The sequence below is a fragment of the Amycolatopsis melonis genome, from assembly GCF_040064235.1.
In the GTDB taxonomy this organism is placed as follows: Bacteria; Actinomycetota; Actinomycetes; order Mycobacteriales; family Pseudonocardiaceae; genus Amycolatopsis; species Amycolatopsis melonis.
This window is the reverse complement of sequence record NZ_JBDZYD010000019.1, coordinates 138,605-161,942: the sequence shown is the minus strand read 5'-3', so window position 1 is coordinate 161,942 and position 23,338 is coordinate 138,605. Positions and strand designations below refer to the sequence as shown.

The window sequence follows — 23,338 nt, the reverse complement described above, 5'->3', positions numbered from 1 at the left end:
CTACGGAACGCCTCACTTCCGTTGCGGCCGGTGACTTTCAGGGCCGCGGGCGGCGGCGGAAGCGAAGCGGAAGCCGTCCCTTCTAACTTTGCCCTTGTACCGCAGGAAAACCGAGAAGGAGGGCCCATGCCGGACGGGATCGCGATCGTCGGCCTGTCCTGCCGGCTGCCCTCGGCCGGGGACCCGGACGGGTTCTGGGCCCTGCTGCGCGACGGCCGCAGCGCGATCGGGGCGCCGCCCGCCGGCCGCGTCACCTTCCCCGGCGCGCCGCCGGCGGCGTACCTCGATCGCGTTGCGGACTTCGACCCCGCCTTCTTCGGGATCTCGCCGCGCGAGGCCGCCGCGATCGACCCGCAGCAGCGGCTGATGCTCGAACTGGCCTGGGAGGCCGTGGAAAACGCCGGTCTCGAACCGGGGCCGCGGACCGGTGTCTTCCTCGGCGCCGCCTCCGACGACTACGCCACGCTGCTCGACCGCGCCGGCGCGGACGCCGTCACCCGGCACTCGATGGCCGGGGTCCGCCGCGGCCTGATCGCCAACCGTGTCTCCTACGCGCTCGGCCTGCGTGGTCCCAGCTTCACCGTCGACTCGGGACAGTCGTCGTCGCTGGTCGCCGTGTACCAGGCCGTGGAAAGCCTGCGGCGCGGCGAATGCACGGTCGCCATCGCCGGCGGTGTGCACCTCAACCTCCTGCCCGAGAACGCCGTGCTCGCCGAACGCTTCGGCGGCCTTTCCCCCGACGGCTCCGCCCACGTCTTCGACGCGCGCGCCAACGGTTTCGTGCGGGGCGAGGGGGGCGCGGCCGTCGTCCTCAAGCCCCTGGACCAGGCCCTCGCCGACGGCGATCTCGTGCACGCGGTGATCCTCGGCGGCGCTGTCGGCAACGACGGCGGCGGCACCGGCCTCACCGCGCCGGACGCCGACGGGCAGGCCGAAGTCCTCCGGCTGGCCTACGAAAAGCTCGACCCGCGGGACGTCCAGTACGTCGAGCTGCACGGCACCGGCACCAAGGCGGGCGACCCCGTCGAGGCCGCCGCGCTGGGCCGGGTCCTCGGCCGTCCCGATGCGCCACTGGCCGTCGGCTCGGCGAAGGCGAACGTCGGCCACACCGAGGCCGCTGCCGGGATCACCGGGCTGGTCAAGGTGGTGCTCGCGCTGCGGCACCGGAAGCTGCCGCCGAGTCTCGGCTTCGAGACGCCCAACCCCGCGATTCCGCTGGAGGAGCTTGGGTTGCGGGTGCAGACGACGCTGTCGGACTGGCCCGGCACCGGCCGTCCGCTGGTCGCCGGGGTGTCGTCGTTCGGCATGGGCGGCACCAACTGCCACCTCGTCGTGCAGGAAGCCCCGGAACGCACGCGGGTCACCACCGACGTGCCGCACGCCCTGCCGTGGCTGCTCTCGGCCAGGACCGCGGACGCCCTGCGCGACCAGGCCGAACAGCTCCACAATAGACTGTCTGAAGTAGACGTGGTGGACGCCGGGCTGTCCCTGGCCACCACGCGGAAGCACCACGAGCACCGCGCCGTCGTCGTCGGCCGCGACCGGGCGGCGCTGCTGCGCGGGCTGGACACCCTGACCGCGGGCGGCAGCGCGCACGAGATCGTCCGGGGCCGGGTGGCCGAACGCGGTGCGCTCGCCTTCCTCTTCAGCGGCCAGGGCAGCCAGCGCGCCGGGATGGGCCGGGAGCTGGCCGAAGCCTTCCCCGCGTTCGCCCAGGCCTTCGAGACCGCGTGCGCCGCCTTCGACGGCCTGCTCGACCGGCCGCTCGCCGAAGTTGTCGGCGAGGACGCGATCGACCGGACCGAGTACACCCAGGCCGGGCTGTTCGCCTTCGAGGTGGCGCTGTTCCGGCTGTTCGAAGCGGCCGGGGTGCGGCCGGATTTCGTCGCCGGGCATTCGGTCGGCGAGCTGGCCGCCGCGCACGTCGCCGGGGTGTTCTCGCTCGCCGACGCGGCCCGGCTGGTCGCCGCCCGCGGCGCGCTGATGCAGGCGCTGCCCACCGGTGGCGCGATGGTCGCGGTCGAGGCCGCGGAAGCGGACGTCCGGCCGCTGCTGGGCGAGCGTGTCTCGCTCGCGGCGGTGAACGGGCCCGCCGCGGTCGTGCTTTCCGGGGACGAGGACGCCGTGCTGGCCGCGGCGGACACGCTGGCGGCGCGCGGGCACCGGACCAAGCGGCTCACCGTCAGCCACGCCTTCCACTCGGCGCGGATCGAGCCGATGCTCGCCGAGTTCGGCAGGGTCGCGGCCGGAGTGTCCTATGCGGACGCCGTCATCCCGGTGGTGTCCAATGTGACCGGACGGATCGCGACGGCCGAGCTGGGCACCGCCGGATACTGGGTGCGGCACGCCCGCGAGGCCGTGCGCTTCGCCGACGGTGTCCGGACGCTCGAAGCCGCGGGCGTGACGGTCTTCGTCGAGATCGGCCCGGCCGGCGTGCTCACCGAGCAGGTCCGCGCCACCGTTCCCGGCGCCGAGGTCGTCCCGGCCCAGCGAGGTGCCCGTTCCGAAACCGCCGCGCTGCTGCGTGCCCTGGCGGCACTGCACGTCACCGGCCGCGACGTCGGCTGGGCGGCGATCTTTGAGCCCTGGCACGGAAACCGCGTTGAACTGCCTACTTATCCCTTCCAGCGCGACAGCTACTGGCTGCCGTCCCAGCTGCCGGACCGGCGGGACATCCTGACCGCCGGTCCGGTTGCCGAGCGGGTCCCCGCCCGTGGAGCTGGGGACCCGCTCGTTCCACTCGACCTGGTGCGTGCGGAAGTCGCGGCCGTCCTCGAGTACGCCACGCCGTCCGATGTGGACCCGGCCAGGACGTTCCGCGACCTCGGCGTCGACTCGCTGACCGGACTGGAGCTGCGTGACCGGCTCGCGGAGGCGACCGGCCGCGCGCTGCCCTCGACGCTGCTGTTCGAGTTCCCGACGCCGGAGGCGGTCGCCGCGCACCTGGCGGGGTCCGCCGAAGCCGCGGACGACACGGTGTCCGCCGCTGCCGACGAGCCGATCGCCATCGTGGCCATGGCCTGCCGGTTTCCCGGCGACGTCCGCACGCCCGAGGACCTCTGGCGGCTGGTCGACGAGGGCCGCGACGCGGTGTCGGCGCCGCCCGCGGACCGCGGCTGGGACAGCGACGCCGTCCGCGACGGCGGTTTCCTCGACGGCGCGGCCGAGTTCGACCCCGCGTTCTTCGGCATCAGCCCGCGCGAGGCGCTGGCCATGGATCCGCAGCAGCGGCTGGTGCTGCAGGCGGCGTGGGAGGCCTACGAGCGGGTGGGCATCCGGCCGGAGACGGTCCGCGGCCACCGCGACGGCGTCTTCCTCGGCGCGACGTCCCACGAGTACGGCCCGCGGCTGCACGAAGCCGAGGACGGGCACCTGCTCACCGGCACGACGCCGAGCCTGATCTCCGGCCGCGTCGCGCACGTCTTCGGGCTGGAGGGCCCGGCGATCACAGTGGACACCGCGTGTTCGTCGTCGCTGGTGGCACTGCACCTGGCGGTGCGCTCGCTGCGCGCGGGCGAGTGCAGCCTGGCACTGGCCGGCGGCGTCACGGTGATGTCCGCCCCGGGCATGTTCGTGGAGTTCGCCAAGCAGGGCGGCCTGTCGGCTGACGGCCGCTGCCGCGCGTTCTCGGCCGAGGCGTCCGGCACGGGCTGGGCCGAAGGCGCCGGCGTCGTCCTGCTGGAGCGGCTGTCGGACGCGCGCCGCCACGGGCACCCGGTGCTGGCGCTGGTCCGCGGCACGGCGGTCAACTCCGACGGCGCGTCCAACGGCCTGACGGCTCCGAGCGGCCCGGCCCAGCGTCGCGTCATCCGCGCGGCACTGGCCGACGCCGGTTTGTCCACTTCGGACGTCGACGTCGTGGAAGCCCACGGCACCGGCACGGTCCTCGGCGACCCGATCGAGGCGCAGGCGATCCTGGCGACCTACGGCCAGGACCGGGACGTGCCGCTCTGGCTGGGCTCGCTGAAGTCGAACATCGGCCACGCGCAGGCCGCGGCCGGGATCGGCGGCGTGCTCAAGCTGGTGCTGGCCCTGCAGCACGAGCGGCTCCCGAAGACGCTGCACGCGGACCACCCGACCCCGCACGTGGACTGGTCCTCCGGCGACGTCCGCCTCCTCACCGAGCCGGTCGCCTGGCCCGCCGACCGCCCCCGCCGCGGCGCAGTCTCGTCGTTCGGCATCAGCGGCACGAACGCCCACGTGATCTTGGAGTCGCCAGAGCGCCCCAACGCACCCAAGGCCACATTGGGGCGCTCGGGTCCCTGGCTGCTGAGCGCCAAGACTCCCGAGGCCCTCCGCCGTCAGGCCCGCGACCTGCGGGATCACCTCGCCGCGCATGACCTCCCGAGCGGAGCCGTGGCCGCGACGCTCGCCGCGCGGACCCGGTTCGAGTACCGCGCCGCGGTCGACGGCGGAGACGCTCTCGCCGCGCTGGCCGACCACGGCACCGGCATCCACCGGGTCCCGGCGGGCAAGCTCGCCTTCCTCTGCACCGGCCAGGGTTCCCAGCGCGCCCGCATGGCCCAGCCGCTCTACGAGGCCGACCCCGTCTTCGCCGAAGCCCTCGACGACGTCTTCGCCGCCTTCGGCCCGTACCTCGACCGTCCACTGAAGACGGTCGTCTTCGCCGACGACACCACGCTTCTCGACCGCACCGCCTACACCCAGCCCGCGCTCTTCGCCGTCGAAGTCGCGCTGTTCCGCCTTTTCGAACACCACGGCGTCGTGCCCGACTTCGTCGCCGGGCACTCCATCGGCGAGCTCGCCGCCGCGCACATCGCCGGGATCCTGGACCTCGCCGACGCCGCCCGGCTCGTCGCTGCCCGGGGCGCACTCATGGACGCCCTCCCCGGCGGTGGCGCGATGCTCGCTGTCGAAGCCGCCGAGGACGAGGTCCCGCTGACCCCCGAGGTCGCGCTCGCCGCCGTCAACGGTCCCACGGCCGTGGTCGTCGCCGGTGCCGAAGCCGCGGTCGAAGCCATCGAAACGCACTTCGCCGGAAAGGGCAGGCGGACGCGGCGGCTCAACGTCAGCCACGCCTTCCACTCCCCGGCCATGGACGGCATGCTCGACGCCTTCCGCGCGGTCGCCGGGTCCGTCACCTACCACCCGGCGCGCATCCCGCTCGCCGTCGACGGCGACCCCGGCACCGCGGAGTTCTGGGTCCGGCACGTCCGCGACACCGTCCGCTTCGCCGCGACCGTCGCCCGGCTGGCCGACGCCGGGGTCACGACCTTCGCCGAACTCGGCCCCGACGGCGTCCTGACCGCCATGGCCCGCGACTGCCTGCCCGGCGGCGAGTTCTTCCCGACGCTGCGCGCGGACCGCGACGACGTCCAGGCCGTCTCCGCGACGCTGGCCCTGCTCGGTCCCGCCGTCCCGAGCACGGAAACCGCGGATCTGCCGACCTATCCGTTCGAGCGGCAGCGGTTCTGGCTGCCGCCGCGCTCCCTGGCCGCGGACGCCGCGGCCGCGGGGCTGACCCCGACCGGGCATCCGCTGCTCGGCGGCGGCGCCGAGGTCGCGGGCACCGACGGCGTCCTGTTCACCGGCGTCCTGTCGACGCGCACCCAGCCGTGGCTGGCCGAGCACGTCGTGCTCGGCAGGAACCTGCTGCCCGGCAGCGCTTTCGTGGAACTGGCGCTGCTCGCGGCCGGGCAGGCGGGCTGCGACCGGCTCGACGAGCTGGTCCAGGAGACGCCGCTCGTGCTGCCCGCCGGCGGCCGCGTCCAGCTCCAGGTGTCCCTCGGCGCGCCCGACGCGGACGGCCGCCGCGCGGTCGCCGTCTCGTCGCGGCCCGACCAGCCGTCGATGACCGACGGCTGGACCCGCAACGCCGCCGGATTCGTCTCCGCGGGCGGGGTCACGCCCGCGCCGGAACCGGTCTGGCCGCCCGAGGGTGCCGAGCGCGTCGACCTCGACGGCCGGTACGAACGCATTGCCGGCGCCGGGTTCGGCTACGGCCCGGAGTTCCGGACGCTGCGTGCGGTCTGGCGGCACGGCGACGAGCTGTTCGCCGAGGTCGCGCTGCCCGGGCATCGCGTGGCCGAAGCCGCGGGCTACGGCCTGCACCCGGCGCTGCTCGACGGTGCCCTGCACGTGGTCGCGTTCGGCGATCCGTCCGATGTGGAGCCGGGCCGGATCCCGTTCTCCTGGCACGACGTCCGCCTGCACGCCACCGGGGCGAGCGCGATCCGCGTGCGGTACACCCCGGACACCGGTATGTCCATTGTGGACGCAAATGGTGCCCCGGTTGCCTCGATCGGTGCGCTGGCACTGCGTCCGGTCGCCACCGGCCAGCTGACGGCGACCGTCGCCCGCGACGACCTCTACCGCGTCACCTGGACGCCGGTGCCCGCGCCCGCGACGACGTCCCGGTGCACCATCGTCACCGATCTCGATGCCCTCAGCGAGATCCCCGACTTCGTGGCGGTGCGGCCCGCGACCGGCACAGGCGCGGTGCCCGAGCAGGTCCGCACCGCCACGAACCACGCGCTCGCCCTGATCCGGGCCTGGCTCGGCGACGCCCGGTTCGACGGCGCCCGGCTCGTCTTCCTGACCGGCGACCTCGCCCACGCCGGAGTGCGCGGCCTGGTCCGCTCGGCGCAGACCGAGCACCCCGGCCGGTTCGTGCTCCTCGACACCGGCACCGACCTGACGCCGGACGAGATCGCCGTCGCGGCCGCCACCGGCGAGCCGGAACTGGCGTACCGGGACGGCGTGGTGTTCGTCCCGCGGCTCGCCCGGGCCACCGTGCCCGACGCGGCTCCCGCCACGGACGGCACCGTCTTGGTCACCGGCGCGACCGGCGGCCTCGGCCGCGCGCTGGCCCGGCGGCTCGCCGACCAGGGGACCTCGCACCTGCTGCTGGTCAGCCGCCGCGGCCCCGCCGCGCCGGGCGCCGAAGACCTGGCCGCGGAGCTGGAACGCCTCGGCACGCGCGTCACCCTCGCCGCCTGCGACGTCGCCGACCGCGACGCCCTCGCTGCGCTGCTGGCCGAGCACCCGGTGACCGCCGTCGTGCACGCCGCCGGTGTCCTCGCCGACGGTCCGATCGAGACACTCACCGCGCGGCAGCTCGACGACGTCCTGCGTGCGAAGGTCGACGCCGCCTGGAACCTGCACGAGCTGACCGGGGACCTGACGGAATTCGTGCTGTTCTCCTCGGTCTCCGGGCTGCTCGGCACGGCGGGCCAGGCGAACTACGCGGCCGCCAACACCTTCCTCGACGCGCTGGCCGCGCACCGCCGTGCCGCCGGGCTGCCGGCGACGGCGCTGGCCTGGGGCCTGTGGGAGACCGCCGACGGCATGGGCGGCGGGCTCGCCGCGGCGGACCGGACCCGGATGTCCCGCACCGGCGTCGGCACCCTGTCCACCTCGGACGCTCTGGACCTGTTCGACGTCAGCCGTGGCGGCGGAGACGCCGTGCTGGTGCCCCTGCGGGTCGACGAGGCCGGGCTGCGTGCCGCGGGCGTGGTGCCGTCGCTGCTGCGCGGTGTCGTGCGCCTGCGTGCCGGGCGCGCCACGACGGCCCGGTCGGTGACGCTCGACGGGCTCGCCGACCTGGTCCGCGCCGAGGTCGCGGCGGTGCTCGGGCTGGGCAACCCGGCCGCGGTGGAGCCCGGCCGGGCGTTCAAGGAGATCGGCTTCGACTCGCTGACCTCGGTCGAGCTGCGCAACCGGCTCGCCGCCGCGACCGGCCTGCGGCTGCCGGCCACGCTGCTGTTCGACCACCCGAGCCCGGCCGCGGTGATCGACCGGCTGCACGCGGAACTGGCTGGGACCACCGAAACCGCGGCGACGGCCACGCCTGCCGCGGTGGCGGGTGACCCGATCGCGATCGTCGGCATGGCCTGCCGGTTCCCCGGCGGGGTCACCACGCCCGGCGAGCTGTGGCGGCTGGTCGTCGAGGGCCGCGACGCGATCAGCGAGTTCCCCGGCGACCGCGGCTGGGACGTCGAGGCGCTGTACGACGCCGATCCCGACCGGCCCGGCCGGACGTACACCACGCGTGGCGGGTTCCTGCACGACGCGGGCCGGTTCGACGCGGAGTTCTTCGGCATCAGCCCGCGCGAGGCGACCGCGATGGACCCGCAGCAGCGCCTGCTGCTGGAAACCTCTTGGGAGGCCTTGGAAAACGCGGGGATCGACCCGCTGGCGCTGCGCGGCAGCCGCACCGGTGTGTTCGCGGGCGCGATGTACCACGACTACACCGCGCGCCTGGCGCCGCTGCCCGAGGAGGCCGAGGGCTACTCGTTCACCGGCGGTTCGGGCAGCGTCGTCTCCGGCCGCGTCGCCTACACGTTCGGCTTCGAGGGACCCGCCGTCACGGTGGACACGGCGTGTTCGTCGTCGCTGGTCGCTCTGCACCTCGCCGCGCAGGCGCTGCGGCAGGGGGAGTGCGGACTGGCGCTGGCGGGCGGGGTCGCGGTGATGGCCACGCCGGGTTCGTTCGTGGAGTTCAGCCGCCAGCGCGCCCTCGCCCCGGACGGCCGGTGCAAGCCGTTCGCGGCCGCCGCCGACGGCACGGCGTGGGCCGAGGGCGCCGGGATGCTCCTGCTGGAGCGCCTGTCCGACGCGCGCCGCCACGGCCACCCGGTACTGGCGGTGCTGCGCGGCTCGGCGATCAACTCCGACGGCGCGTCCAACGGCCTGACCGCACCCAACGGGCCGTCGCAGCAACGCGTGATCCGCGCGGCACTGGCCGCGGCCGGGCTGTCCACTTCGGACGTCGACGTCGTCGAGGCGCACGGCACGGGCACCCCGCTCGGCGACCCGATCGAGGCTCAGGCGGTCCTGGAAACCTACGGCCAGGACCGCGAGGTGCCGCTGCGGCTGGGCTCGCTGAAGTCCAACATCGGCCACACCCAGGCGGCGGCCGGCGTCGGCGCGGTGGTCAAGATGGTCCAGGCCATGCAGCACGGCGTGCTGCCGCGCACGCTGCACATCGACGAGCCGTCCCCGCACGTCGACTGGACGGCGGGCGCCGTCTCCCTCCTGACGGAGAACGAGGACTGGCCCGAGGTGACGCGCCCGCGTCGTGCGGCAATCTCGTCGTTCGGGATCAGCGGGACCAACGCCCACGTGATTCTCGAAGGTGTTCCGGAACCGAAGCCTGCTCCCGTTGCCGCAAAGCCGGTGCCGTGGGTGCTCTCGGCCCGCACCGAATCCGCCCTGCGTGAGCAGGCCCGGCAGCTGCTCGCGTACGTGGACACCGACCAGGTCGGGGTAGCCCGGGCGCTGGTCAAGCGGGCGCGGTTCGAGCACCGGGCCGTCGTGACCGGTGACCTGAAGGCCGGGCTCACCGAGCTGGCCGAGCGCGGCACCGGCGCCGGAGTCGCGCGGCCGGGCCGGAAGGTCGTGTTCGTCTTCCCCGGCCAGGGCGCGCAGTGGGCCGGGATGGGCCGCGAACTTCTCACCGCGTCCCCCGTCTTCGCCGAGCGGATGGCCGAGTGCGCGACCGCCCTGAGGTCCTTTGTGGACTGGGATCTCCTGGAAGTCCTCGACGACGCCGAAGCCCTCAAGCGCGTCGACGTCGTCCAGCCCGCGCTGTGGGCGATGATGGTGTCGCTCGCCGCCGTCTGGCGCTCGCACGGAGTCGAGCCCGCCGCGGTCGTCGGGCACTCCCAGGGTGAGATCGCCGCCGCCGTCGTCGCGGGTGGACTGTCTCTTGAGGACGGTGCTCGCGTCGTCGCCCTGCGCAGCAAGGCGTTGCTCGCCCTGTCCGGACGCGGGGGCATGGTGTCCGTGGCCGCGCCGGTGGAACGCGTCCGGGAGCTGATCGCGCGCTGGGACGGCCTGACCGTCGCCGTCGTCAACGGCGCCACCTCGACCGTGGTCTCCGGCGACGCCGGGGCGCTGGACGAACTGCTGGCCTCGGACGTCCAGGCCAAGCGGATCGCGGTCGACTACGCCTCGCACTCCGCCCACGTCGAACTCCTCGAGGACGAGCTGGCCCGCGTCCTGGCGCCGGTCCGGCCGCGCTCCGGCGAGATCCCGTTCTTCTCGACCGTGACCGGCGACCGCCTCGACACCGCCGAGCTGGACGCCGCGTACTGGTACCGCAACCTCCGCCGGCCGGTCGAGTTCGAGCAGACCGTCGAAAAGCTCGCGGACGACGTCTTCGTCGAGTGCAGCCCGCACCCGGTCCTCGTCGGCGCCCTCACCGAGACGGCCACCGCGCTCGGCACGCTCAGGCGCCACGACGGTGGTCCCGATCGCGTGCTCGCCGCGCTCGGCGAGGCGCACGTCCACGGCGTGCCGGTCGACTGGGCGCTGCCGGACGGCCCGCACGTCACCCTGCCGAACTACCCGTTCCAGCGGGAGCGTTTCTGGCTCGACGCCGCCGAGACGGCGCCCGGTGCCGAAGGCCTCGGTCTCGACCCGGCCGGGCATCCGCTGCTGGCCGCGGCGGCCCGGCTCGCCGACTCCGACGTCCGGCTGTTCACCGGCCGCGTCTCGCTGCGGACCCTGCCGTGGCTGGCCGACCACGCCGTGCTCGGCACGCCGCTGCTGCCCGGCACCGCGTTCCTCGACCTCGCCCTGCACGCGGCCCGCGAAACCGGCGCCGCGGTCGCGGACCTGACCGTCGAAGCGCCGCTCGTGCTGCCGAGCCACGGCGCCGTGCTCCTGCAGGTCACCGTCACCGGCAACACCCTGCGGATCTTCGCCCGCGCCGAGGACGGCGACGCGCCGTGGACGCGCCACGCGTCCGGGACGCTCGCCCCGGCCGCCGAGGGCCGTCCGCCGCTGGCGTGGCCGCCGTCTGGGACCGAGATCGACGTCGAGAAGTTCTACGTCGCCGCGGCCGAAGACGGCTTCGACTACGGCCCCGCCTTCCAGGGCCTGTCCCGCGCCTGGCGGTCCGGCGACGACGTGCACGTCGAGGTCCGGCCGGGCGAGCCGGGCACGTTCGTGGTGCACCCGGCCCTGCTCGACGCCGCCGCGCAGGCGGTCCGGCTCGGCGGGTTCTTCGCCGACGACGTCCCGCGCCTGCCTTTCGCCTGGTCCGGCGTCACCGTCCACGCGTCCGGCGCCGGTGCCCTGCGCGCCCGGCTCTCCCCGGCGGGCCCGGACGCGGTGTCGCTCACGGTCGACGACGAGGACGGCCGCCCGGTGCTCACCGCGGAAGCCCTGACCCTGCGCCCGTTCTCGCCCGCGCAGCTCGCCGCCGGTTCCGACTCGCTGTACCGGCTCGCCTGGCAGCCGGTCGACCTTTCGGGTTCTGACTCGAATTACCACTCACGACCGGTCGAGGCGGGGGAGGACGTCCGGGAAGTCCTGGTCCGGCAGCTGGAAGTCGTGCGCGAGTGGCTGGACCGGCCCGGCGACGACCGGCTCGTCGTGCTGACCCGCGGAGCGACCGAGGGCAACCTGACGGCGGCCGCGGTGCAGGGCCTGCTGCGCTCGGCGCAGGCGGAACACCCGGGCCGGATCGTCCTGGCCGACGTCGACGACGACCCGCGGTCGCAAGAAGTCCTGCCCGCCGCGCTCGCCACCGGGGAAAGCCAGCTCGCCGTGCGGGAAGGCGTCGCGTACGTCCCGGTGCTGGCCCGTGCCGAGGTCCGCGCCGCCACGGAACCGCTGCTCGACGTCGACGGCACGGTGCTCGTCACCGGCGCGCTCGGCACCCTCGGCCGTCTCGTCGCCCGGCATCTCGTGCTCGCCCACGGCGCCCGTCACCTGCTGCTGCTCAGCCGTCGCGGCGCGGCCGCCGAGGGCGCGGCGGAACTGGTCGCCGAACTGGAAGAGCTGGGCTCGGCCGCCGAGGTCGTCGCCGCCGACGCCGCCGATCGCGACCGGCTCGCCGAGGTCCTCGCGGCGATCCCGGCCGAGCACCCGCTGACGTCCGTCGTCCACGCGGCCGGTGTCCTCGCCGACGCGACGGTCACCGCGCTGACGCCCGAGCAGCTGGACACCGTGCTGCGGCCCAAGGTCGACGCCGCCCGCCACCTGCACGAGCTGACCGAAACCCTGCCGCTGCGCAGTTTCGTCCTGTTCTCGTCGGTCGCGGGCACCCTCGGCACGGCGGGCCAGGCCAACTACGCCGCCGCGAACGCCTTCCTCGACGCCCTCGCCCGCCACCGCCGGTCCCGCGGGCTGCCCGCGCTGTCGCTCGGCTGGGGCCTGTGGGCCGAGGCGAGCACGATGACCGGCGGCCTCGACCGCACCGACCTCGGCAGGCTGAGCCGCACCGGCGTGTTGCCGCTGTCCAGCCGCCAGGGCCTCGACCTGTTCGACGCGGCCTGGGCGGCCGGGGACGCGGTGCTGTACCCGGTCCGGCTGGAGACGTCGGCGGCGCGGCTGCGCGAGATCCCGCCGCTGCTGCGCGGCCTGGTCCGCGCCCCGGCAACCCCGCCGAAGGCCCAGGTCAGGCTGGCCGACGTCCCGGCCGCCGACCTGCCGAAGGTACTGGCTGAGCTGGTCCGCGGCGAGGTCGCCGCGGTGCTCGGGCACCAGGGGACCGGCGCGATCGACCCGGCCCAGCCGTTCGCCGGGCTCGGCTTCGACTCGCTCACCGCGGTCGAGCTGCGCAACCGGCTGACCGCCGCGACCGGCGTGCGGCTGCCCGCGACGCTCGTGTTCGACCACCCGACGCCGTCCGCGGTGGCCGCGCTGCTCGAACGCGAGCTGGCCGCCGAACCGGCCCGCCCGGCGGTGCTCGACCAGGTGGACCGGCTCGAAAGTGCCCTCGACGACGCCGACGAGTCCGTGCTGGCCACGGTCCTCGCACGGCTCGACGCCCTCGGCGCGCGGCTGCGGCGCCCCGAGCCGGTGCCCGACGACCCGGCGCAGCGCCTGCTGACCGCTTCGGCCGACGAACTACTCGACTTCATCTCCAAGGAGCTGGGCAACCATGGCTGAGCACGACGACCGCGTGCTGGAGAACCTCCGCTGGGTCACCCTCGAACTGCACCAGGCCCGCGAACAGCTGCGGGCCGCGGAAGAGCCGATCGCCGTGGTCGGCACCGGCTGCCGCTACCCCGGCGGCGTCTCGACGCCCGAGGACCTGTGGCGCCTCCTGGCCGAGGGCACCGACGCGATCACCGAGTTCCCCGACGGCCGCGGCTGGGACGTCGACAGCCTGCACCGGCCCGACGAGCCGGGTCACTCCAGCACCCGCCACGGCGGGTTCCTCGACGCGCCGGGGGCGTTCGACGCCGGGTTCTTCGGCATCTCCCCGGCCGCGGCCGAGGTCACCGACCCGCAGCACCGGCTGCTGCTGGAGGTCGCCTGGGAGGCCATCGAGCGTGCCGGCATCGACCCGCAGTCGCTGCGCGGCAGCCGGACCGGCGTGTTCGCCGGCACCATGTACTCCGACTACGGCACCGGCGCGGCCGACGCCGATCTCGCCGGCCGCGTCCTGATGGGCACCTCCGGCTCGCTGGCCTCGGGCCGGATCGCCTACACCTTCGGCTTCGAAGGCCCGGCGCTGACCCTGGACACCGCGTGCTCGTCGTCGCTGGTCGCGGTGCACCTGGCGGTCCAGGCACTGCGCCGCGGCGAGTGCACCCTCGCCCTTGCCGGAGGTTCGACGGTCCTCGCGACGCCGTCGGTGTTCGTCGAATTCTCGCGCCAGCGCGGGCTTTCCGCCGACGGCCGCTGCAAGGCCTTCGGCGCCGGGGCCGACGGCACCGGGTTCGCCGAGGGCGCCGGGGTCCTGCTGTTGGAACGGCTTTCCGACGCCCGCCGGAACGGGCACCCGGTGCTGGCCGTGGTCCGCGGCTCGGCGGTGAACTCCGACGGCGCGTCCAACGGCCTCACCGCGCCGAACGGGCCCGCGCAGCAGCGGGTCATCGCCCAGGCCCTCGCCGACGCGCGGCTGTCTCCGTCCGATGTGGACGTCGTCGAAGCGCACGGCACCGGCACCGCCCTGGGCGACCCGATCGAGGCGCAGGCGGTGCTGGCGGCCTACGGGCAGGACCGCCCGGCGCCGCTGTGGCTGGGTTCGGTCAAGTCGAACCTCGGCCACACCCAGGCCGCGGCCGGGGTCGCCGGGGTGCTGAAGATGATCCTGGCGCTGCGGCACGGCCTGCTGCCGAAGACGTTGCACGCCGACGAGCCGTCGCCGCACGTGGACTGGACCGCCGGGGCGGTGTCCCTGCTGACCGAGCCGCGGCCGTGGCCCGCCGGTGAGCGGCCGCGCCGGGCCGGGATCTCGTCGTTCGGCGTCAGCGGCACCAACGCGCACGTCATCCTCGAAGAGGCACCCCCAGCCGAACCCGCCGAAGCCGCTCCGGACGTTCCGGACGCGCCGTGGGTTCTCTCCGCCCGCAGCGCTGCCGCCCTGCGTGGGCAGGCGGCGCGCCTGCTGTCACATGTGGACTCTCCTGCGGTCGACGTCGCCCACTCGCTGCTGGCTTCGCGCAGCCGGTTCGAGCGCCGGGCCGTCGTGCTCGGCTCGTCCCCGGAGGAACGGCGCCGGGGTCTGGCCGCCCTCGCGGCGGGCGAGGACGCGTCCACTGTGGTCACCGGGCTCGCCGACGCGGGTCCGGACGCGGTGTTCGTCTTCCCGGGTCAGGGTTCGCAGTGGGCGGGGATGGGCCGCGAGCTGCTCGACACGTCCCCGGCGTTCGCCGCCCGGCTGACCGAGTGCGCGGCGGCGCTGGTGCCGTTCACCGACTTCGACCTGATCCGGGTCCTGCGCCGCGGTGACGAACTCGACCGCGTCGACGTCGTCCAGCCCGCGCTGTGGGCCGTGATGGTGTCACTGGCGGCGCTGTGGCAGGCCCACGGCGTCCGGCCCGCGGCCGTGCTCGGCCACAGCCAGGGCGAGATCGCCGCCGCGTGTGTCGCGGGTGCACTGTCCCTTTCGGATGGTGCACGGGTGGTCGCGCTACGCAGCCGGGCGCTGGCTTCGCTGTCCGGGCAGGGCGGCATGGTCTCGGTGCGCCTGCCGGTGGACGAAGTCGAAAAGCTGCTGACGCCGGGGCTTTCGATCGCCGCCGTCAACGGCGCCGCGTCCGTCGTCGTGTCCGGCGAGCCGGACGCGCTGACCGCGCTGGTCGAGCGCTGCGGTGAGCACGCCAAGCGGATCCCGGTGGACTACGCGTCGCACTCCGCGCAGGTCGACTCGCTACGTGAGCGGCTGCTGGCCGACCTCGCCCCGATCCGGCCGCGCGCGGCCGAGATCCCGTTCGTCTCCACGGTCACCGCGTCGGTGTTCGACACCACCGGGCTCGACGCGCGGTACTGGTTCACCAACCTGCGCGAGCCGGTCCTGTTCGACCCGGCCCTGCGCACGCTGCTGGATCAGGGCCGGACCGCGTTCGCCGAGCTGAGCCCGCACCCGGTGCTGACGCTGGGCATGCAGCAGACGGCGCCGGACGCGGTCGTCGCCGGCGCGCTTCGCCGCGGCGACGGCGGCCTCGGCCGCGTCCGGCTGTCGCTGGCCGAACTGGCCGTCCGCGGCGTCGACGTCGACTGGGCCCTGCCGCCCGGCCGCCGGATCGACCTGCCCACCTACGCGTTCGACCACCGCGACTACTGGCTCACCGCCACCCCGCCACTTTCACGTGAAAGTGCCGCGGAGACCCTGCACTTCCAGGGGAACGTGCCGGACCGGCGGGACCTGGTGAAGCTGGTCCGGTCCGCAGCGGCGGCCGTGCTCGGGCACGCCTCCGCCGACGACGTCGAGCCGTCGGGTTCGTTCCGCGAACTGGGCTTCGACTCCGCGGCGGGCGTCCAGCTGCGCAACCGGCTCGCCGCGGCGACCGGGCTGGACCTGCCGGTGACGGTCGTGTTCGACCACCCGACCGCCGCCGCGCTGGCCGACCACCTGCGGATTTCGCTCGCGGGCGAGCCGGACGGCGGCCTGGACCGCCACCTCGACGCGCTCGAATCCGGCCTGCGCGACCTCGACGGCGCCGCGCGCGACCACGTCCTGACCCGGCTCCGGACGCTGGTCGCGGCGGGCCCGGGCACCGCGGACCTGGACGCCGCCACCGCGGACGAGATGTTCGCGCTGCTCGACACGGAACTGGGTGCCGCCAAGTGACGAACGAACAGAAGCTCCTCGACTACCTCAAGCGCGCCACCGGCGACCTGCGCGAGGCCCGCGGCCGCGTCCGCGAGCTGGAGGACCGCGCGCACGAGCCGATCGCCGTCGTCGGGATGAGCTGCCGGTTCCCCGGCGGCGTCCGGAGCCCGGAAGACCTGTGGGCACTCGTCGACGAAGGCCGCGACGCCGTCACGGAGTTCCCCTCCGACCGCGGCTGGGACCTGGCGAAACTCTTCGGCACGGAGTCGGCGTCCGGCACCAGCTACGTCCGCCACGGCGGTTTCCTCGACGACGTCGCCGGGTTCGACGCCGCGCTGTTCGACCTCAGCCCGCGCGAAGCCACGGCCATGGACCCGCAGCAGCGGCTGCTGCTCGAAGCCGCCTGGGAGGCGTTCGAACGGGCCGGGATCGCGCCGGACTCCGTGCGCGGCAGCCGGACCGGCGTCTTCGCGGGCACCAACGGCCAGGACTACGGGCCCCGGCTGCACGAGGCACCCGCCGACGTCGAGGGGCACCTGCTGACCGGGCTGGCCGCGAGTGTCCTTTCCGGACGAATCGCCTACGCGTTCGGCCTGGAGGGTCCGGCGATCACCGTCGACACGGCGTGTTCGGCGTCGCTGGTCGCGGTGCACCTGGCGATGCGGTCGCTGCGTGCGGGGGAGAGCAGCCTGGCGCTGGCCGCCGGGGTGTCGGTGATGAGCACGCCCGGCGGGTTCGTCGAGTTCAGCCGCCAGCGCGGCCTCGCCCCGGACGGCCGCTGCAAGTCCTTCGGCGCCGGCGCGGACGGCACCGGCTGGGCCGAGGGCGTCGGCGTCCTGGTGCTGGAACGGCTGTCGGACGCGCAGGCGCAGGGCCACCGCGTGCTGGCGGTACTGGCCGGATCGGCGGTCAACTCCGACGGCGCGTCCAACGGCCTCACCGCGCCCAGCGGTCCCGCCCAGCAGCGGGTGATCCGCGCGGCACTGGCGGATGCCCGGCTCCTGCCGTCCGATGTGGACGCCGTCGAGGCGCACGGCACCGGCACGGTGCTCGGCGACCCGATCGAGGCGCAGGCGGTCCTGGCCACCTATGGCCAGGACCGTCCGGTGCCGCTGTGGCTGGGCTCGCTGAAGTCCAACATCGGCCACGCCCAGGCCGCGGCGGGCATCGGCGGAATCATCAAGACGGTCATGGCCCTGCGCGCCGGCGTCCTGCCGCGCACCCTGCACGCGGACGAGCGGTCCCCGCACGTCGACTGGTCCGCGGGCGCGGTCTCCCTCCTGACATCTCCCCAGCCCTGGCCCGCGGGCGACCGTCTCCGCCGCGCCGGAGTCTCCTCCTTCGGGGTCTCCGGCACGAACGCGCACGTGATCGTCGAGGAGTCGCCAGAGCACCCCAATGTGGCCCCGAGCGCAGCCAAGGCGACATCGGGTCCCTGGCTGCTGAGCGCCAAGTCGCCCGAAGCCCTCCGGGGACAGGCCGCCAAGCTGGCGGGCACCGAGCCGAGCGTCGACGTCGCCTATTCGCTCGCCACCACAAGGGCCCACCTGGAGCATCGGGCCGTGGTCGTCGGCGACCTCGACGCCGGGCTGTCCGCGCTCGCCGGGGACCTCCCCGCCGCCGGGCTCGTCCAGGGCAAGGCTCGCGCCGAGACCAAGCTCGCCTTCTTCTTCACCGGCCAGGGTGCGCAGCGGCCGGGCATGGGCCGCGACCTCCACGCCGCCTTCCCCGTCTTCGCCGCTGCGTTCGACGCCGTCTGTGCGGAGATCGACGCCCGCTGGGAGGGCGCGCCGCCGCTCAAGGACGTCGTCTTCGCCGAGGTCGACACCCTGCTCGACCGGACCGACTACGCCCAGGCCGGGCTGTTCGCCGTCGAGGTCGCGCTGGCCCGGCTCGTCGAGTCGTGGGGCATCCGGCCGGACGTCGTCGCCGGGCACTCGCTCGGCGAGATCACCGCCGCCCACGTCGCCGGGGTGCTCAGCCTCGCCGACGCCGCGACGCTGGTCGCCGCGCGCGGCCGCCTCATGGCCGCCGTGCCCGCGGGCGGGGCCATGGCCGCGATCGAGGCGAGCGAAGCCGAGGTCGCCGGGACGCCGGGCGTCGACATCGCCGCCGTCAACGGACCGTCCGCGGTCGTCGTCTCCGGTCCCGGGGACGCCGTCGCGGCTGCCGTGGCCCACTGGGCCGCGCAGGGCCGCCGGACCCGCCGCCTGACCACCAGCCACGCGTTCCACTCCGCCGCCATGGACCCGGTCCTCGCCCCGCTGGCGGATACCTTGCGGAGCCTGGACTTCCGCCCGCCGTCCGTCCCGCTGGTGTCCACCCGCACCGGCCAGCTCGCCGACGTGTCCACAGTGGACCACTGGACCGCGCAGGTCCGGGAGCCGGTCCGGTTCGCCGACGCCGTCGCGGCACTGGCCGGGCAGGAGGTCACGGCCTACCTGGAACTCGGCCCCGACGGCGTCCTCACCGCCATCGCGCGCGGCCTCACCGAAGCCGTGACCGCGGTCGCGCTGCGCCCGGACCGCGACGAGGCCACCACGCTGCTGACCGCGGCCGCCACCCTGCACACCCACGGCGTCCCGGTCGACTGGCCCGCGTTCTTCGCCGGGACCGGCGCCCGGCACACCGACCTGCCGACGTATGCCTTCCAGCACGAGCACTACTGGCTCGGGACCCCGAAGCGCGTGGCCACGCCCGCGGTGCAGGACGGCGTCAGCCTGACCGACCTGGTCCGCGCCCAGGCCGCGGCGGTGCTGGGCCACGCCGAGGCCCTCGACGCCGACCGCGCGTTCGCCGACCTGGGCTTCGACTCGCTGACCGCGGTCGAACTCAGCTCCCGGCTGGGCGCGGCGACCGGGCTCACGCTGCCCGCGACCCTCGTCTTCGACCACCCGACGCCCGCCGCGCTGGCCGCGTGGCTGGCCGGCGAGGGCGCCTCGGAGACCCCGATCGCGCACGCCGGCTCCGACGACCCGATCGTCGTCGTCGGCATGGGCTGCCGCTACCCGGGCGGTGTCGCGTCCCCGGCCCAGCTGTGGGACCTCGTGCTGTCCGGCACCGACGCGATCAGCGCGTTCCCCGCCGACCGCGGCTGGGACCTCGACGGTATCCACGACCCGGAACCCGGCCGTCCCGGCCGGACTTACGTTGCGCACGGCGGGTTCCTGGCCGACGCCGCCGGGTTCGACGCCGCGTTCTTCGGCGTCAGCCCGCGCGAGGCGCTGGCGATGGACCCGCAGCAGCGGCTGCTGCTGGAGGTCGCCTGGGAGACGTTCGAGCACGCGGGCATCGACCCGCGCGCGGTCCGCGGGCACGCCGTCGGCGTCTTCGCCGGCACCGCCTCGCAGGACTACGGCCCGCCGCTGCACGAGGCGCCCGAGCACGTCGGCGGCAACCTCGGCACCGGCACCGCGGCCAGCGTCCTGTCCGGCCGCATCGCCTACACGTTCGGCTTCGAAGGACCGACGCTGACCGTCGACACGGCGTGTTCGTCGTCGCTGGTCGCGCTGCACCTGGCCGCGCAGTCCCTGCGGGCGGGCGAATGCGGCCTGGCTCTTGCCGGCGGGGTCACGGTGATGTCGAGCCCGGGCGCGTTCGTCGAGTTCAGCCGCCAGCGCGGCCTCGCCCCGGACGGCCGGATCAAGTCCTTTGCGGACTCCGCCGACGGCACGGCCTGGGCCGAAGGCGCGGGAATGCTGCTGCTGGAACGTCTTTCGGACGCACGCCGCCACGGGCACCCGGTGCTGGCGGTGCTCGCCGGGTCGGCCGTGAACTCCGACGGCGCGTCCAACGGCCTCACCGCACCCAACGGCCCGTCCCAGCAGCGGGTGATCCGCCAGGCACTCGCCAACGCCGGATTGTCCACTTCGGACGTCGACGCCGTCGAGGCGCACGGCACCGGAACGGTCCTGGGCGACCCGATCGAGGCGCAGGCCGTCCTGGCCACCTACGGCCAGGACCGTTCGGTACCGCTGTGGCTGGGCTCGCTGAAGTCCAACATCGGGCACGCGCAGGCGGCGTCCGGCGTCGGCGGCATCATCAAGATGATCGAGGCCATGCGCCACGGCGTGCTGCCGAAGACCCTCCACCTGGAAACGCCCACCTCCAAAGTGGACTGGACGACCGGTGCGGTGTCGCTCCTGGCCGAGGCCCAGCCGTGGCCGGAGACGGGACGTCCGCGCCGGGCCGGGGTCTCCTCGTTCGGGGTCTCCGGCACCAACGCGCACGTGATCCTGGAGGCGCCGCCGGAGGGTTCCGCGCCTGCCGCCGACTTCGCCGGTCCGGTGCCGTGGGTGCTCTCGGGCAAGACCGAGAGCGCGCTTCGGGCCCAAGCCGGGCAGCTGCTGGACGTCGAGGCCGATCCACTGGAAGCCGCGCGCGTCCTCGCATCCGGGCGCGCGGCCTTCGACCACCGGGCCGTCGTCCTCGCGGCCACGCCCGAGGAGCGCGTCGCCGCGCTCACCGCGATCCGCGACGGCCGCGGCGCCATCACCGGGGTCACGCAGCCCGGCAAGACGGCGTTCCTGTTCACCGGCCAGGGTTCCCAGCGGGCCGGGATGGGCCGCGAGCTGTACGACGCGTTCCCCGTCTTCGCGGCGGCCTTCGACGCCGCGTGTCCCGACCCGCAGGTCCGGGAGATCGTCTTCGCGGGACGTCCCGAGCTGGACGGCACCGAGTTCGCCCAGCAGGCCATCTTCGCGATCGAGGTCGCGCTGGTGCGGCTCCTCGACAGCTGGGGCATCCGCCCGGACGCCGTCCTCGGGCACTCCGTCGGCGAGATCGCCGCGGCCCACGTCGCCGGGATCCTGTCCCTCGACGACGCCCGCACGCTGGTCACCACCCGCGGACGGCTGATGCAGGCGCTCCCGGAGGGCGGCGTGATGATCGCCATCCAGGCGTCCGAAGAGGACGCTCTGCCGCTGCCGGACGGCGTCGCACTGGCCGCGGTGAACGCCGCCGACGCGGTGGTGCTGTCCGGAGACGAGACCGCCGTCTCCGGGTACGCGGCGAAGTTCGCCAAGACCAAGCGCCTGAACACCAGTCACGCGTTCCACTCGCCGCTGATGACCCCGATGCTGCCGGACTTTCGCGCGGCACTGGAAACCGTGTCCTTTCGGCAGCCGACGCTGCCGTTCGTGCCCACCGGCGGCGCGAACCCGGAGACGGCGGATTACTGGGCCGGGCAGGTCACCGGCACCGTCCGGTTCGCGGACGGCATCGAAACCCTGCGTGCCCAGGGCGTCACGACGTTCGTCGAGATCGGCCCGGACGCCGTGTTGTCGGCACTGGTCGACGGTGCGGTCCCGGTACTGCGCGCGGACCGGCCCGAACCGGAGACGCTGCTCACCGCGCTGGCCCGCCTGCACGTCCGCGGCAACGGTCCACAGTGGAGCAAGCTGCTCGGCACCGCGTCGACGCCGGTCGAACTCCCGACGTATCCGTTCGAGCGCGAGCGCTACTGGCTCGCCCCGGGCACCCCGCCCGCGGCCGACCCGGCCGGCGACCGGTTCTGGGCCGCCGTCCGCGACGGCGACGGCACCGGCCTCGCCGATACTCTCGGGGTCGACAAGTCCACTGTGGACGCCGTGCTGCCCGCGCTGGCCCGCTGGCGCGGCGATGCCGACGGCGGAACCACGGACTGGCGTTACCACGTCACCTGGCAGCCGGTCGACCGCCCGGCCACCCCGGAAGGCCGGTGGCTGGCGGTCGTCCCCGAAGGCAGCGACGCCCGCCTCCCCGAAGACGTCACGGTGCTGGAAGTGCCCGCCGGGATCGGCCGGGACGGCCTCGCCGCGCTGCTGCCGGAGACGGACGGCGTGCTGTCGCTGCTCACCGACGTCCAGCAGGTTCTCGTGCTGGTCCAGGCCCTCGGCGACGCGAGCCGCGAGGCGCCGCTGTGGTGCGTCACGCGCAACGCCGTCCAGGTCCAGCCGGGTGAGCCGGTCGACCCCGCCGCGGCCGAGATCTGGGGCCTCGGCCGCGTGGTGGGCCTGGAGCACCCGCGCCGCTGGGGCGGGTGCGTCGACCTCGGCGACGGCGCCGACCTGGTGTTCGGCGGCGCCGAGGACCAGCTCGCGATCCGGCCGTCCGGGGTGTACGCGCGACGTCTCGTGCGGGCGGCCGGCCAGAAAGTCCGCGACTGGCGGCCGCGCGGCACGGTCCTGATCACCGGCGGCACCGGCGCGCTCGGCGGTCACGTCGCCCGGCGCCTGGCCGCCGACGGTGCCGACCACCTGGTGCTGACCAGCCGTCGCGGCCAGGCCGCGCCCGGGCTCGTCGACGACCTCACCGCCCTCGGCGCGCAGGTCACCGTCCGCGCGTGCGACGTCGCCGACCGGGACGCCCTGGCCGCGCTGCTCGCCGAGTTCCCGCCCACCGCCGTCGTCCACGCCGCCGGCGCGGCCGACCCGGACTACCTGAAGGACACCGATCCGGCGGAGTTCGCCCGGGTCCGGTCGGCCAAGGTGCTCGGCGCGGCGAACCTCGACGCCCTGCTCGGCGACACTCCGCTCGACGCGTTCGTGCTCTTCTCCTCGATCGCCGCCACCTGGGGCAGCGGCGGCCAGGGCGCATACTCCGCGGCCAACGCGGCGCTCGACGCCGTTGCCGCGTCGCGCCGGGCGCGTGGCCTGACCGCGACGTCGATCGCGTGGGGGCCGTGGGCCGGTCCGGGCATGGCCGAGGGCGAGGCCGGAATCCAGATGGCGCGGCGCGGAGTTCCCGGGCTGCCACCGGAAAAGGCGGTCGCCGAGCTGGTCGCGGCGGTGGAACGGGACGAGCCCGCGGTCGTCGTCGCGGACGTCGACTGGACGCGGTTCGTACCGGCGTTCACCGCCCAGCGCCCGAGCCCGCTGCTCGGCGAGCTGCCGGAGGTCCGCGACGTCCTCGCGGCCGAGGTCGTGCCGGAGAGCGCGGCCGCGGAGATCCTGCGCAGCGCCGAAGGGTCCGAACTGGACCGGCTGCTGCTCGACATCGTCCGCGGTGAAATCGCCGTGGTGCTCGGACATTCCGCGCCGGAGGCGATCGATGTCCGCCAGCCGCTGCGCGACCTCGGCCTCGACTCGCTGGCCTCGGTCGAGCTGCGCAACGGCCTGTCCCGGGCGACCGGGCTCAGCCTGCCGAGCACGCTGGTCTTCGACCACCCGACGGCCGAAGCACTGGCCGCGCACCTGCGCACCCGGGTCGAGCCCGCGGCCGACCGGTTCGACGGCGAGCTGGACCGGCTCGAAACCGGGCTGGCCGCCGCCGGCCCGGAGGACCGCGCCCGCGTGGTGGCCCGCCTCGAAGTCCTGCTCGCCCAGTGGCGCGAGGACCGCGAATCGATCACCGACCGCCTCGACTCCGCCGACGACGACG

General features: G+C 74.9%; 2 protein-coding genes and 1 pseudogene. All 3 read left to right on the top strand.

Features of this window, described 5'->3' with window-relative positions; all coding sequences use genetic code 11:
* The first annotated feature begins 126 nt into the window (after positions 1–126).
* Positions 127–12,864, top strand: a complete 12,738-nt coding sequence (locus tag ABJI51_RS40200; RefSeq protein WP_348956422.1) for an SDR family NAD(P)-dependent oxidoreductase — start codon at positions 127–129, stop codon at positions 12,862–12,864.
* Positions 12,857–15,997, top strand: a complete 3,141-nt coding sequence (locus ABJI51_RS40195; RefSeq protein WP_348956421.1) for a type I polyketide synthase — start codon at positions 12,857–12,859, stop codon at positions 15,995–15,997. The genes ABJI51_RS40200 and ABJI51_RS40195 overlap by 8 nt, the downstream gene beginning before the upstream one ends.
* Positions 15,994–23,292, top strand: a pseudogene (locus ABJI51_RS40190) (type I polyketide synthase); the annotation flags it as partial. The gene ABJI51_RS40195 and the pseudogene ABJI51_RS40190, both read left to right, overlap by 4 nt.
* Positions 23,293–23,338: the final 46 nt, after the last annotated feature.